Raw genomic sequence first — 14,236 nt, 5'->3', positions numbered from 1 at the left:
GACTATTTTTTCAGATCAAACAAGTAGTTCCGAATGTGTGTTGTCTCCATCACGGCAACAGGACCTCGGTGACGGTGAGTGTTGCATCGTTCACCCGGAAGCGGACGTCCATTCCGGCGAATACGACCCCATAGCTGCGCTCCGGATCATGCTGGTAGGCAGGTCGTGGATCAAGACCCAGCACCTGCACCAAAGCGGGCAACAACTCAGGGCCCACCACAGCAGCTAACTCATCGGGAACCACCACCGCCAACTGCCGAGGCTGATGTTCATCGGTAAAACCGAAATTCGCCTCGGGATGCACGTCGGGGGCCACATAGGGCTTAATGTCCAGGATCGGGGTACCGTCGACCAGATCGGCGCCACTGACATCGAGCACCGGACCCAGATCGGGATCAATATCTACCGAGAGCAACCGCACGCAAGACAAACCGATCGGATTGGGCCGGAAGGGGGACCGGGTAGCGAACACCCCGAGACGCTGGTTACCACCAAGGCGCGGAGGCCGTACCGTCGGGTGCCAGGAACCATGAGAGTTGGCCGAGAAATACCAGATCAACCAGATGTGGCTAAATCCCTCCAAGCCACGCACAATGTCCGGGTCGCGGAATCCGTGGGCGAGAACCACCCGACCGGGAGTACTGGGAGCAAGACCCGCCTGACGAGGTACGCCGAACTTGGTGGCGAACGGTGTCGCTATATGGGCGATCGGTTCCATGTGCATGCGGTGCACGCTACCGAACACAGGCCGGGGTAGGCTTCGGGGGCGAAAAGACACCATAGGAGGGCCATGTCCACCATCGGATTCGATCGCGCCAAGTACATCACCTTGCAGAGCGAACACATCCGGGAGCGACGGGCACAATTCGGGGGCAAGCTCTATTTGGAGTTCGGCGGCAAACTCTTCGATGACATGCATGCATCCCGTGTGCTGCCCGGTTTCACTCCGGATAACAAGATCACCATGCTCGAAGGGCTCAAGGACGAAGCCGAGATCGTCATCGTCATTTCTGCCAAGGACCTGACGAACAACAAGGTACGTGCCGATCTGGGAATCACCTACGAGGAGGATGTCCTGCGGCTGGTCGACGCCTTCCGCAACTACGGCCTGATGGCCAGCTCTGTGGTCATCTCCCAGATAACCGAGGACAACAAGGCGGCCCGGGCCTTTAGGCGTCGCTTGGAGCGCCTGGGTCTCAAGGTCTTCCGCCACTACATGATCAAGGGCTACCCCTCAAATGTCCCGATCATCGTCTCCGATGAGGGATACGGTCGCAATGAATACGTGGAAACCTCGCGCGATCTGGTGATCGTCACCGCCCCCGGACCCGGATCGGGTAAGATGGCCACCTGTCTTTCCCAGTTGTACCACGACCATAAGCGCGGATTGACCTCAGGTTATGCAAAATTTGAGACCTTCCCAATCTGGAATCTTCCACTCGATCATCCAGTGAACCTGGCTTACGAGGCAGCCACCGCCGATCTGGACGACGTCAACATGATCGACCCCTTCCACTTGGCGGCCTACGGGGAACAGGTGGTCAACTACAACCGGGATGTGGAGATCTTCCCGGTGCTGAACAAACTCTTCGAGCAGATCCTCGGTTCGTCCCCGTACAAATCACCAACCGACATGGGCGTCAACATGGCTGGGTTGTCGATCAGCGACGACGAAGCGTGCCGGGAGGCATCACGGCAGGAAATCATCCGCCGATACTATAAGGCTTTGGTGGAGGAGCAACGAACCGAGGCCGAACCCATCCAGTCCGAACGCATCGCCCTGATCATGGGTTCGATGGGTCTGGAATGCACCGATCGTGCCGTGGTGGCTCCGGCCCTTGAGGTGGCTAAGAAGACCAGGGCCCCCGCCGCTGCGATCCAGCTTCCCAACGGGGAAATCATCACCGGCAAGACCTCGCCGTTGCTGGGTGCCTGCTCGGCGATGCTGCTCGACTCGTTGAAGGCCTTAGCCGGAATCGATGACAACGTGAAGCTGCTCGCCACCGAGTCCATTGAGCCGATCCAGCGGTTGAAAACCGAGCACTTGGGCTCAAAAAACCCCCGGCTGCACACTGACGAGGTGCTCATCGCCTTGTCAGTATCGGCGAACCATGACGAGAATGCCCGCAAGGCACTTGACCAGTTGGCCAAACTCAAGGGCTGCGATGTGCATACCACGACGATCCTTGGATCGGTTGACGAGGGCATTTTCCGTAACCTGGGGATCCAGGTGACCTCTGAACCGGTCTTCGCCACCAAATCTCTGTACCGCAAGCGCTGAGCGGACCGTTGACTCACGGCGATAATCCATCGCAGGTACTGGGATATAGGTACTGATATTGGAAGGTCATCCGGACTGGCGACAGGTGTAGCGTGTAGCCTGATCGGGCCTTCCTGCCGAGACCCTGCGAGGACCTCATGCCCGAGACCGCGACCACTAGCCTAATTCGTCCATGGATCATCTGGGGGATCGGAGCCCTTGCCTTCGCGGTCACCCTGTTCTCTCGCACCTCCTTCGGAGCCCTGGGTACCCACGCTGCAGAACGTTTCGGCATCGGCTCTGGGCTGTTGTCGATCTTTATCGTCGTGCAAATGGTCGTCTACGCATTGATGCAGATGCCCGCCGGTGCCGCTCTGGACCGGATGGGTGGACGGACTTCCCTGGCGATCGGATTCTCGATCATCCTGATCGGACAGCTGGGACTCGCAGTCACCGACAACCTGGTGCTGGGCATCGCCGAGCGAGCCGTCATCGGAATGGGGGATTCACTCATCTGGATGTCGGCCATCCGCGGGATCCCCGAGTGGTTCCCGGCCCGGCGTGCACCAGTGCTTACACAAGTGACCTATGTGTTGGGGCAGGCCGGGCAGTGGGCCTCGGCAGTACCCCTCATCCGGCTTCTGGAAGGCTTCGGCTGGAGTACTGCCCACATCATCATCGCTACTACCTGCGCGGTGGTGGTCGTTCTCGACCTTCTCCTGGTCTGGGATGCACCGGGAATCCGCAGCCTTCGGAGAGCGCCCAAGAGACGGGGTAGCGGTTCAGGCTTCAGCGATGTACTGCATAATCCCGGAGCCCAACTTGGTTATTTCATGCACATGGCCACCGCCTTCGTGCCACTGGTCTTCACCGTGATGTGGGGATACTCCTACTTGCAGCAAGGACAGGGGCTGAGCAAAGACATCGCAGGGAACCTGTTTCTGGTTTATGTCTTCTCCGCCGTTTTGTGGGCCCCGCTGATGGGCTTGCTGTCGCACAGGATGCCCACCAAACGAGTGCACCTGGCCCTCGGATTCTCGATGGGTTTGGCCGCGGTGTGGCTGGTAATCCTGGCGCTGCCAGGACAGGCTCCCTTGTGGTTGCTGACCCTGCTGATGATCATCATGGGTTCGGCCTTCCCAGCCTCGAACATCTCCTTCGACATCAACCGCACCTATGTGCCAGTGCAGGACACCGGGAAGGGCTCTGGCATGGTGGTTATGGGCGGGTTCATGATGGCCATGATGCTGGTCGCCATCATCGGTGTGCTCACCCAGATACTCGGCGCCACCTTCGCCGGGTGGCGGATCGCGATGAGTACCCAAGCGCTCGGCTGGGCCATCTCGTGGACCATGGTTTTGGTGCTCAACCGCAAGGTAAAGCGCGAGATGAGCGACCTCATACCGGTGTGATGGTCGTTTGTGCGAGGATAAGGGACATGATTTTCATCGTCGTCAAGTATCAGGTCAAGCCAGAGTATGCCGATTCATGGATGGAGCGGGTCGCCGAGTTTACCCAGGCGGTTCGCGCCGAACCGGGCAACAAGTGGTTCGAGTGGAGCCGCAGCGTTGAGGATCCAAACCAGTACGTGCTGGTTGAGGGATTCACCCCCGAAGGCGCCAAACCGCATGTGGAGGCACCACATTTCGCTAAAGGGCTGGAGACTATGCGCCCACTGCTCGCCGAGACCCCGCGGATCATCTCCCGCAGCATTGAGGGCGATGACTGGGATCTAATGGGGGAGTTGCAGATCGACTGAGGCCGGACATGACGGAAAGGGATGCTAGGCATGTTCTCAGCCCGATATTATGACATAATGTCCATTATCGGACTAATGATCGAGGTGGCGCACGACCATCGCGGTCCCTTGCCCGCCACCGATCGCGATGGCGCCTAGGCCAATACCGGAGCCACGTCGCATGATCTGGGAGAACAGTCTCGTGGCGATGACGGCCCCCGATGCTGCCCATGGATGCCCTAGAGCAATCGCTCCGCCCTCAATGCAGATCCGGGTTTCGTCGATGCCAAGCCCATCGGCGCAGGCCAATACCTGCGCGGCGAAAGCCTCATTGAACTCGACAACATCGACTTGACCAATGTCGATGCCCGCCAATTCCAGGGCACGCTCCACCGCAGGGACAATTCCCCAGCCGGGCCATGCCGGGACACAGCCCACCGAGCATAATGACAGCACCTCTGCACCCGGGATCCCGAGAGACCTCCAGGTGGCATGGTCGACCATAGCGACAGCTGCCGCACCATCGTTCACCCCACAGGAATTCGCTGCGGTCACCGTCCCGCCCGCACGAAAAACCGGACGGAACCTGGCGAGCCGCTCAATAGTGAAGCCCTCCCGCGGTCGCTGGTCACGGCTCTGTCCCGCGACCTCGACGATCTCCTCGTCGAAAACACCAGCACGCTGCGCAGTAACAGCCCTGAGGTGCGAACGAATCGCGTAGCGATCTTGACGTTCCCGGGTGATCCCGCAGCGCTCGGCGAGCACATCAGCCGCAATACCCAACTCTGGATCCTCGAATCCTGTCGGCGCAAACGGCGCCTTAGTGAAAGATTCCCCCGCACGCGGGTGACCCTCAGGCCAGATAGTGACCGGCTGGGTGGAGGCAGCCTGAACTCCCCCGGCCAACACCAGTCCGGGCACACTGCGACATTTATGGAAAGCGTATTCCAGCGCTGCCATGCCCGAACCACACTGTCGATCAACACTCACAGCGGGCACCTCAACACCGACCCCGGCAGCCAGACCAGCGAGTCGAGCTGGGTTTCCGCCGGGGCCGCGGATATTGCCGAGCACAATCTCACCGACCACAACATCCGACACCGCCTCAGCCAATACCCGCAGAACCGGCGCGGCTAGATCCGCCACGCCGAGGTTTCGGAACACACCACCCGTCGTGCCGATCGGGGTCCGTCGAACCGCGACGATCACCGGATTGTCAGTCATGGCTCTTCCTCACCGCCATCTTGATCGCCTTGAGATCAATCTTCCCGGATGCGGTAAGCGGAAAAGTCGATAAGTGGATCCATCGACGTGGACGGTCGGCACCGGATAGGTTCTCCCGCGCCCAAGACCGCAGCCGCGGCAGATCCCTGCCATCGCTGACCACTGCAGTCAACACCTCACCCACCAAGGGATTGGGCGCCCCGACAAGAATAACCTCACCGATGGCCTGGGCCCGCAGACGATTCTCCAGGGGGGCCAAGCTGACCGTCTGCCCAGCTGTCGTCACCGCACCGGGTCGTCCCTCAATGATCAAGCGGCCATCCTCCATCCGGCCCCTGTCCCCCACGGTCATGAAACCCATCTCGTCGCACATCATCGACGCATCCTCATTGGGTTCCATGTAACCGCAGCTCAACCATGGGGATCTCACCCACAGCACCCCGTCACGCACCTCCATCTCGACCTCATCAAACGCCACGAGATCATCACTCGCCGAGCCTACCGCGACTAGCGAGAGCTCCGCGGCCCCGTAGTAGTGGTGCACCTGTAGACCAGCCTCCCGGGCACGATCACGCAGCCCGGCATCCAGCCCTGCTCCGGCAACGATCGCATGGCTCAGCGTTCCCGGATTGCGGTCGAGGAATCTATGCAGCGTCGCCGGAGTGAACTGGCCAATAGTCGCCCCACCGGGCCCCTGACCCCACTCGCTACCCAGATACTCGGCCATCACCGCGGCAAACAGATTCATCGTCGACGTCATCGGGCCTGGTATCCACCAGCGATGGCCTGAGCCCAGATTCCATTGCGAGGCCAATAGATCGAAGGAATCCACCCAAGACGACGTGGTGCGCACGATTACCCGACCTGTACCAGTGGAGGTCCCGGAAGTGCACAGCCCAATCAACTCGCCGCGGGCATGAGCGGCCCAGAACTGTTGTGAGGACGTAACGATCTCGGGCACATCATAGATTGTGGCTATCCCGAGGAAAAAGTGCACACCGGACTCAAAACACCCTAGCGGCCTGCTGGTCACCCGCTTCCGCAGGCGGTATTCCGGATAATCGCGTCGCTGGCTCAGGAAAGGTAACGAGCCAAGTGCTGACCGGTTAACGTGGTGGGTTCGGTGATTAGGTCACCCGGGGTACCGGTGAACACGACCTGACCCCCATCGGTTCCGGCACCGGGACCCATGTCGATGATCCAATCGGCACAGGCAATCACCGCTAGGTGGTGCTCCACGACGATCACCGAATGGCCCGAGCCGACCAGCTTGTCCAACAAGGTAAGCAGGTGATGGATATCGGCCATGTGCAATCCGCTGGTCGGCTCGTCCAGCACCAGTACCGATGCATCGCTGGCCATCCGGTCGGCCAGTTTCAAACGTTGCCTTTCCCCTCCTGACAAGGTGGTCAATGGTTGTCCGAGGGTCAGATATCCCAGACCTACATCAACGAGCCGCTGCAGAATCCGGGTTGCGGCTGCCACCTTCGATTCGGTGGCAGAGAAAAACGCCAGTCCCTCGGCCACCGACATCGTGAGGACCTGCGCAATGTTGCGTCCACCAAGCTGGTGCTCCAGCACTTCGGGGCGGAACCGTAGCCCGCCGCACGCCTCGCACGTCGACTGCACCGCGTCCATGAAACCAAGTTGTGTGAAGATGATGCCGTTCCCGTTGCAGGCGGGGCATGCTCCTTCGGAATTCGCGGAGAACAGGGCCGTTTCACACCGTTGACCTTGGCGAAGGCCTTGCGCACTGGCTCCAGAAGGCCCGTGAAGGTTGCCGGGGTCGAGCGCCGCGATCCCTTGATCTGATCATGGTCCAGCAGCATCACGTCATCGTGGTGGTTAAGCAGGGCATCCATCAAGGTTGACTTGCCCGAACCGGCAACTCCGGTGACAACTGTTAGTACTCCGCACGGGATGTCCACGTCGACCTCGTGCAGGTTGTTGGCGCTCACTCCACGCAGTTCAATTATCCCGGTGGGCTGACGTACTTCAGAGCGCAGCGACACTCGCTCAAACAGATGCTTACCGGTGAGCGTGTCCGAACCACGCAACCCTTTCGGATCGCCCTCGTAGATGATCTGCCCGCCACCGGAACCCGCGGATGGACCGAGATCAACGACATGATCGGCGATTCGCACCACTTCCGGTTTGTGTTCCACGACGAGAACCGTGTTCCCCTTGTCCCGCAGGGCCAGCAGCAGATTGTTCAACCGACCGATGTCATGAGGATGTAGCCCGGCAGAAGGTTCGTCGAAAACATAGGTGACGTCGGTGAGTGCCGAACCGAGATGGCGGATCATCTTGACGCGCTGTGCTTCCCCGCCGCTCAGCGTTCCCGAGGCCCGTGCCAAGTTCAGGTATCCCAGTCCGATGGCCACGAATCCTTCCAGCAGCCCAGCCAAGCCATCAATCAGCAGCTTGGCGGGGGGAAGACTCAGCCCGCGCACCCAATTCACCAAATCGGTGATCTGCATCTGACAAGCATCGGCGATTGAAACCCCGTCGATGAATGAAGTACGGGCGCCCTCAGCGAGCCTGGTGCCATCGCACTCAGGACAAGTCTGGAAGGTAACCACTCGCTCCACGAAGGCACGGATGTGCGATCGCTGGGGTCAAGCCTTCGAGACGATCCACGTCGGGGCGGTCGATCGTCGGCATGTAGCCCTGCAGGAAGGCCGAATAGGTCTCATTGATCATCCGCTGGGATTCCGCGGCGATCGTGTCGAAGACCAGCGACGACTTACCAGACCCGGACACTCCAGTGAACACCGTCAGCCTGCGTTTGGGTATATCGACATCAACCCCGCGCAGATTGTTCACCCGTGCACCGCGCACTCGGATGAGGTCACGACCAGCCGAATCATTCACGCCGTAAGACTAACCAACCATGTCTACCACTACGCCACTGAGAAAACGATTGGTGGCGCATCAACGTCCCGGACCTCGTCAGGCCAGTAAGCAGTGCGGAAACGGTACGGTTGAACAGTGATCGTGTTGCTCTCCCCTGCCAAGACCTTCGATGTGACCACTCCCGTCGTGCCCACTGTTCATACGACTCCGCGACTGCTCGATCAATCAGAGCAATTGATCAAGGTGATGTCGAAACAGTCGGTGGCCTCGATCCGGGAGATGATGAGAGTCTCCGAGAAAACCGCGGTGCTGACCATTGAGCGCTACCGTAACTTCCAGACCCCGTTCACCCCGGACACTGCCCGGCCGGCCATCAGCACCTTCAACGGCGATGTCTACCGCGGTCTGGACGCCCCCGCCACTTTCACCACCGAGGACTACGACCGCGCACAGCAGGTGCTGCGGATCCTGTCCGGGCTCTACGGGTTGTTGCGTCCCTTGGATCTCATCCAGCCTTACCGGCTTGAGATGCACATCAAGGTGCCCACCCGGCGAGGCAAGAATCTGCACCAGTTCTGGGGTGATCTCATCACCGACCTGATGGCCCAGGATCTGGCAGTGTCACCGGGGCAATGTTGCGTGGTTAACCTTGCCTCCACCGAGTACTCCTCCGCAGTCGATCTCGCTCGTTTCAGAACGGTCGTTTCCCCACGTTTCGAAGACGTCTCTGCCACGGGAGAACGCAAGCTCATCAGCCTCTATGCCAAACGGGCCCGTGGGCTGATGGCCGGCTGGATCATCCGCAACCGCATTGATGACCTTGATGCTCTGAAGGATTTCGCCATTGATGGCTACAGCTATGACAAGAACGCATCGACCCCCGAGATACCGGTCTTCTTCCGTCCATGAGTTACGTTGTACTGGTTCCAGACCAACATTTCACCTGCGAGATCGAGATCAAACGATCCAGGTTCATCGGTCACGCTCGACGAGTGGAGACTGAGGAACAAGCCCGCTGCTTTCTCGACGAACTGCGAGCCGCCAACCGGGAAGCCCGGCATGTGTGCCATGCCTTCGTGCTCGGGGCACACCGTCGAACCCAACGCTTCAGCGACGACGGTGAACCTAGTGGCACGGCCGGTGCCCCCATTCGCACCGCAATCACCGCCCGCCAAACCTCGCCCGGGCACACCGAACTGTCCGATGTCGTGGTAGGAGTTGTCCGCTACTTCGGAGGTGTGAAACTCGGCACAGGCGGGCTGGTACAGGCCTACTCACAAGCAGCCACCGAAACTCTTGATGCGGGCGACTACCTAACCCGGAGGATGATGCGCAAAGTCACCTTGAATCTCGCCTACGACCAAGTGGGACGCATCGAGAACATACTGCGTGCTCAGAGTATCCACGTATCCGGGATCGACTACGGCGCCCAAGCCAAGCTGCACACCTGGGTCGATGACGATGCGGCGGCGTTGGATGCCCATGCCGTCCTCATCGCAGAACTCACCAATGGTCAAATAAACGGCGAACCGGGAGAATCAGCCTGGGTTGACGTCGGCTGAACAGCACCGGCAGCTGATCTCAGGTCCCTTGAGCCAACCCCCGCATCGAATCTGGTGCGGGGGCTGGTGAAGGAAGGGATCGACGATCAGAAGTTAATCATGTGGCCGCCAATGCCCTCGGCGACCTCCTTCAATGCCTCAGACAGCGACGGATGGGCGTGCACCACACGACCGACCTCGTCGGCGGTGAGATCGTATTGTTGAGCCAACTGGTACTCAGGCAACAGCTCAGAGACATCGGGGCCAATCATCGTCAGACCGAGAATCTCGTTGTGGGTCGCATCGGCGATCAGTTTGACGAAACCAATACCATCGCCCAGACCCCAAGCCTTGCCGTTTGCTGCGAAGGGGAACTTGGAGACCTTGACGTTGAACCCGGCATCCTTGGCCTGCTGCTCGGACAACCCGAAGGTACCGATCTGTGGCTGGCAGTAGGTGGCTCGCGGGATCATCGCATAGTTCACCGGCATGGTCTCGGCCCCTGCGATGGTCTCGGCAGCGACGACGCCCTGGGCCTCGGCGGTGTGGGCGAGCATCATCTTCGCAGTGACGTCACCGATCGCGTAGATGCCCGGGACATTGGTCCGGCAGAAGTCGTCAATGTCGATCGCGCCGCGCTCGGTGATCGCCACACCAGTGTTTTCCAACCCGTAGCCGTCCACTCTGGGAGCGAATCCCATAGCCTGGAGCATCTTGTCGGCCTCAAGTACCTCCTGTTCACCGCCCGCTGCGGGTTCCACAGTAACCCGAACCCCTGAGCCGGTGTCCTCGACGGACTTCACCGCGGTCGCGGTCAGCACCTTGATACCGATCTTCTTGTAGGCCTTGAGCAACTCAGCTGAGATTTCCCGGTCCTCGGTCGGGACCATGCGATCGGCATACTCAACGATGGTCACATCAACCCCGTAGTTGACCAGCACATAGGCGAATTCGGTGCCGATCGCTCCGGAGCCGCCGATAATGATCGACGACGGCAACTGCTCGGCAAGGATCATCTCTTCGTAGGTGTACACATTCGCCGACTTCTGTGTTCCAGGCAGCAGCTTCGCGGTGGCTCCGGTGGCGATGATGCAGTTAGCGAAGGATACTTTCTGAGTACCACCATCGTCTGTGGTCACATCCAAGGTGTGGGCATCTACGAAGGTGCCCCAGCCGTTGAACTCGGTGATCTTGTTCTTCTTCATCAGGAAGTGAATGCCCTTGACCATCCGGTCGGACACCGCACGAGATCGGGAGAAGGCCTTCGAGTAATCCAAGGTGACCTCACCATTGATGCCGAACAGATCGGCCTCCTTGGTCACGATGTGGGCGATCTCGGCGTTGCGCAACAGGGACTTAGTGGGAATGCATCCCACGTTCAGGCACACGCCTCCCCACCACTGCTTCTCGATGATTGCCGTCTTCAGGCCAAGCTGGGCGGCTCGGATGGCGGCGACATAACCACCGGGACCAGCCCCAAGGACAACTACGTCGAAATCTGCGCTCATACCAACGAGTCTAGGACGATCGGGACGGTTTGAAGGACCGGAACGCAATCTCCTGAACTGGGTGTCTCTGAGTCTTGGAAGTGAACTCATATGTGAGTTATCCTCGACGGGTGACCGATACTCCTACTCCGCAGAGCGTGGGGCGTCTCATCCGGGATGCCCGAAAGCACCGCGGCCTCACCCAGAACGAACTGGCGTCGCTGCTCAACACCTCACAGTCTGCAATCACCAGAATCGAGGCCGGCAACCAGAATCTCTCCTTGGAGATGATCTCCCGCATAGCTGAGGTACTGGAATCACGACTGATCGCACCTGGCGATCGTCCCGTAACCCCCAATCTGCTGATTGAGGGCGAAACCTCCCTGTCAGGGTCGATCGAGACTCGCTCGTCGAAAAACGCTGCCGTCGCGCTGCTGTGCGCCTCGCTACTCAACCGCGGTCGCACGGTGCTGCGCGGCATTGCCCACATCGAGGAAGTTAACCGTCTGCTCGAAGTGCTGGAATCAATCGGGGTCGAGGTGTCCTGGTCCGAGGACGGCCGTGACCTCACCCTGCAGCGCCCGCAGCACCTGCTACTCGACGACATGAATATCGCTGCAGCTCGTCGTACCCGCTCAGTGATCATGTTTCTCGGCCCGCTGATGCACCTGCAGGATACCTTCAGGCTCCCCTACGCGGGAGGCTGTGATCTAGGGGCTCGCACCGTGGAGCCACACTTGCAGGCGCTGCGCCGCTTCGGACTTGAGGTGGAAGCCACCGACGGGTTCTACCGAGCCCACACCTGCGATGTTGGCGACCAGCAGCGCACCATCGTGCTGACCGAACGCGGCGACACCGTCACGGAAAATGCCCTAATGGCGGCCGCAATGACCCAAGGAGTCACCACGATCCGCAATGCTTCCCCGAATTACATGGTGCAGGACCTGTGCGTGTACCTGCAGATGTGCGGTGTGCAGATCGACGGCGTTGGTTCCACAACCTTGGTCGTTCATGGTCGTCACGAGATCAGCGCCGATGTCACCTACACCATCTCGGAAGATCCGATCGAGGCAATGAGTCTAATCACCGCCGCAGTAGTCACCCATTCCGAGCTGACCATTACCCGGGCACCCATCGAATTCCTTGAGATCGAGCTAGCACTGCTGGCCGAGATGGGGCTCAAATTCACCGTCGGTGGGGAGTATGCCTCCGGCAATGACTTCACCCGCTTGGTCAACATCACAGTGCATCCTTCAGACCTGCACGCTCATCAGGACAAGATCCACCCACTACCCTTCCCTGGGCTCAACATCGACAACCTCCCATTTTTCGCCCTCATCGCGGCGTGTGCGAACGGGCGGACGATGATCCACGACTGGGTCTACGAGAACCGGGCCATTCATCTGCTAGAACTCAGCAAACTGGGTGCCAATGTCCAACTGCTCGATCCGCATCGGCTCAATGTGACTGGGCCGACAAGATGGCGCGCCCGCGAACTATTCTCACCGCCCGCGCTGCGTCCTGCGGTGTGCATCATGCTGGCGATGCTAGCTGCCCGAGGCGATTCGATGTTACGCGACACCTACGTCATCAACCGGGGCTATGAGGATCTTGCCACCCGACTCAACAAATTGGGAGCCAAGATCACCACCTTCGCTGAATAACGATACCCGGGAACGAACGGCCTGGCTAACAACCCGATTGTGGCGCCGTGGGGGTCGCGGCGCCACAATTACGTCGTTACATGCGGCGTCACAAGGGATGGACGTCGAAGCGATCCACCGGGTCTGCCATCAGGTTCTGGCCCTGGACCAAGGCCAACTCCGGGAAATCGAGTTCCGCGGTAGTTTCCAGTACAGCATGCACGGCAGCCGCCGTATCGGACAGCGCGGCACCGAGATCGCCAGGATGGGCCTGCATCGCAGCCAGGAAACAGGCTGAGGTGAGATCCCCTGAACCAGTGAATTTGCGGTCGATCATCGGGGTCTCCACCACCCAGGTGCCGTGGTCATCCTGAGTGATCATGCGCATGCAGTCCGCGCCGAATCTTTCCCCGACCACCGAGGTGACCAGCACCGTGGTGGGTCCCATTGAGCGCAGTGTCTCGACAGCCGACACCACCTCGGTCAGTGAGCCGGGTTTGGTTCCGGTGAGGTATTCCAGCTCGAAGAGGTTAGGCGTGACGACGTCGGCCCGCGGAACCACCTCCGCACGCATGAACTCCGGGATGCCCTCCACCGCGTAGAAGCCACGGTCGACGTCACCCATCACCGGATCGCAGAAGTACTGGGCGGCAGCGTTACGTTCCCGGGTAAGCTCGAGAGCATCAAGGATGGCCCGTCCCATGGTGGGAGCGCCTTGGTAGCCAGACATGACGACGTCGATGTCTGCAAGGTGGCCACGCTCATCAATGCCCTGCACGATCTCCGCAACCTGGCCCGGGGTCATAACATCCCCACGCCAAGCTCCGTAGCCGGTGTGGTTGGAAAAGTTCACAGTGAACACCGGCCACACGTCAACGCCCAGCCGACGCAGAGCGAACACGACCACGGAATTTCCGGCGAATCCGTAGGACACGGACGATTGAATCGACAGGATCTGAACCATGGCGAAAGTGTATGCCTAGGTTCCACATGGCACAGTAGAGGGTATGGCCCTTGCTGAGACCCCTGTCCACGAGCCTGTCGTGATCCGTACCGGGGCCACTCCCTTGCCTCAGCGTGCTCCGGTGCGGGGTTGGCGGGCCAAGTTGCGCGCCCATCCCGTGGGCCGCTTCTGGCTGCGACTTTTCGTCGGGTTGCTTGGGACCGCGATGATCATCGCGGCTCCCCTGCTCGGCTGGCTTCCCGGGCCGGGCGGCATCCCACTGTTCCTGCTCGGCATGGCGGTTCTCGGTACCGAATTTGGCTGGGCCGCCAGGCTGAGGCGTCACTGCGTGCACGGGGTGCACCTCTACCTGACTTGGCCAAAACGTAAGCGATACCTGTTCTGGGTCTGCTTCTTCGCGGTCATCTGGATCTTCTGGTACGTTTCCCTGGTGATCACTGGAGTGCCGTCATGGGTACCCCGACAGGTCGCCGATCTGTTGCGGATGCTGCCTGGGGTGGATACGTCCCGGCCGTCCTAAACT

The 14,236-nt window shown here is 60.0% G+C and carries 12 protein-coding genes and 1 pseudogene; 7 read left to right on the top strand and 6 right to left on the bottom strand.

Annotated features, from left to right (window positions below; all coding sequences use genetic code 11):
• Window positions 1–49: 49 nt before the first annotated feature.
• On the bottom strand, window positions 50–724 hold the full coding sequence (tsaA, locus tag HMPREF1531_RS10435; RefSeq protein WP_016669922.1) for a tRNA (N6-threonylcarbamoyladenosine(37)-N6)-methyltransferase TrmO: 675 nt from the start codon (window positions 722–724) through the stop codon (window positions 50–52).
• 66 nt (window positions 725–790) lie between these two features.
• On the opposite strand from tsaA, the gene HMPREF1531_RS10430 reads away from it, so the two are divergent.
• The 3 genes from HMPREF1531_RS10430 (at window position 791) to HMPREF1531_RS10420 (ending at window position 4,019) form a co-directional block, all read left to right on the top strand.
• Window positions 791–2,281 (top strand): DUF1846 domain-containing protein, encoded by a 1,491-nt coding sequence (locus HMPREF1531_RS10430; RefSeq protein ID WP_016669921.1) that lies wholly within the window; start codon window positions 791–793, stop codon window positions 2,279–2,281.
• Between the two features lie 137 nt (window positions 2,282–2,418).
• Window positions 2,419–3,672 carry an MFS transporter gene (locus HMPREF1531_RS10425; RefSeq protein WP_016669920.1) on the top strand — a complete coding sequence of 418 codons (1,254 nt, stop codon included), beginning with the start codon at window positions 2,419–2,421 and terminating at the stop codon, window positions 3,670–3,672.
• A 26-nt stretch (window positions 3,673–3,698) separates the two neighbouring features.
• On the top strand, window positions 3,699–4,019 hold the full coding sequence (locus HMPREF1531_RS10420) for a putative quinol monooxygenase (RefSeq protein ID WP_016669919.1): 321 nt from the start codon (window positions 3,699–3,701) through the stop codon (window positions 4,017–4,019).
• 72 nt (window positions 4,020–4,091) lie between these two features.
• On the opposite strand, the gene HMPREF1531_RS10415 is transcribed toward HMPREF1531_RS10420, so the two are convergent.
• The 3 genes and pseudogenes from HMPREF1531_RS10415 to HMPREF1531_RS10405 all read right to left on the bottom strand — a co-directional run bounded on the left by HMPREF1531_RS10415 (window position 4,092) and on the right by HMPREF1531_RS10405 (window position 8,096).
• Window positions 4,092–5,222 (bottom strand): thiolase family protein, encoded by a 1,131-nt coding sequence (locus tag HMPREF1531_RS10415; protein ID WP_016669918.1) that lies wholly within the window; start codon window positions 5,220–5,222, stop codon window positions 4,092–4,094.
• The gene (locus tag HMPREF1531_RS10410; protein ID WP_156860250.1) at window positions 5,215–6,183 is read right to left on the bottom strand and encodes an AMP-binding enzyme; all 969 of its coding nucleotides are present in this window, start codon (window positions 6,181–6,183) and stop codon (window positions 5,215–5,217) included. Before HMPREF1531_RS10410 ends, HMPREF1531_RS10415 begins: the two co-directional genes overlap by 8 nt.
• 113 nt (window positions 6,184–6,296) lie before the next feature.
• Window positions 6,297–8,096 (bottom strand): annotated as a pseudogene (locus HMPREF1531_RS10405) (ATP-binding cassette domain-containing protein).
• Between the two features lie 117 nt (window positions 8,097–8,213).
• On the opposite strand from HMPREF1531_RS10405, the gene yaaA reads away from it, so the two are divergent.
• Both yaaA and HMPREF1531_RS10395 read left to right on the top strand, forming a co-directional pair.
• Window positions 8,214–8,987, top strand: a complete 774-nt coding sequence (yaaA, locus tag HMPREF1531_RS10400) for a peroxide stress protein YaaA (protein ID WP_016669913.1) — start codon at window positions 8,214–8,216, stop codon at window positions 8,985–8,987.
• Entirely contained in the window at window positions 8,984–9,640 is a 657-nt protein-coding gene (locus HMPREF1531_RS10395; RefSeq protein WP_016669912.1) for an IMPACT family protein, read from the top strand. The genes yaaA and HMPREF1531_RS10395 overlap by 4 nt, the downstream gene beginning before the upstream one ends.
• Before the next feature lie 86 nt (window positions 9,641–9,726).
• Here the strand turns inward: HMPREF1531_RS10395 and lpdA are convergent, their stop codons facing one another.
• Window positions 9,727–11,127, bottom strand: a complete 1,401-nt coding sequence (gene lpdA, locus HMPREF1531_RS10390) for a dihydrolipoyl dehydrogenase (RefSeq protein ID WP_036897746.1) — start codon at window positions 11,125–11,127, stop codon at window positions 9,727–9,729.
• Window positions 11,128–11,237: 110 nt separating this feature from the next.
• Between lpdA and HMPREF1531_RS10385 the strand changes: the two genes are divergently transcribed.
• Window positions 11,238–12,770, top strand: coding sequence for a helix-turn-helix domain-containing protein (locus HMPREF1531_RS10385; protein WP_016669910.1), 1,533 nt, complete (start codon window positions 11,238–11,240; stop codon window positions 12,768–12,770).
• An 88-nt stretch (window positions 12,771–12,858) separates the two neighbouring features.
• Here the strand turns inward: HMPREF1531_RS10385 and pdxY are convergent, their stop codons facing one another.
• Window positions 12,859–13,713 carry a pyridoxal kinase PdxY gene (gene pdxY / locus HMPREF1531_RS10380; RefSeq protein WP_016669909.1) on the bottom strand — a complete coding sequence of 285 codons (855 nt, stop codon included), beginning with the start codon at window positions 13,711–13,713 and terminating at the stop codon, window positions 12,859–12,861.
• Window positions 13,714–13,756: 43 nt separating this feature from the next.
• Between pdxY and HMPREF1531_RS13050 the strand changes: the two genes are divergently transcribed.
• The gene (locus tag HMPREF1531_RS13050; RefSeq protein ID WP_016669908.1) at window positions 13,757–14,233 is read left to right on the top strand and encodes a PGPGW domain-containing protein; all 477 of its coding nucleotides are present in this window, start codon (window positions 13,757–13,759) and stop codon (window positions 14,231–14,233) included.
• Window positions 14,234–14,236: the final 3 nt, after the last annotated feature.

Origin of the sequence: Propionibacterium sp. oral taxon 192 str. F0372, assembly GCF_000413315.1 — a bacterium.
Taxonomy (GTDB): Bacteria; Actinomycetota; Actinomycetes; order Propionibacteriales; family Propionibacteriaceae; genus Brooklawnia.
Note: the sequence above shows the minus strand (reverse complement) of the source record. Positions and strands in the feature narration are given on the sequence as shown.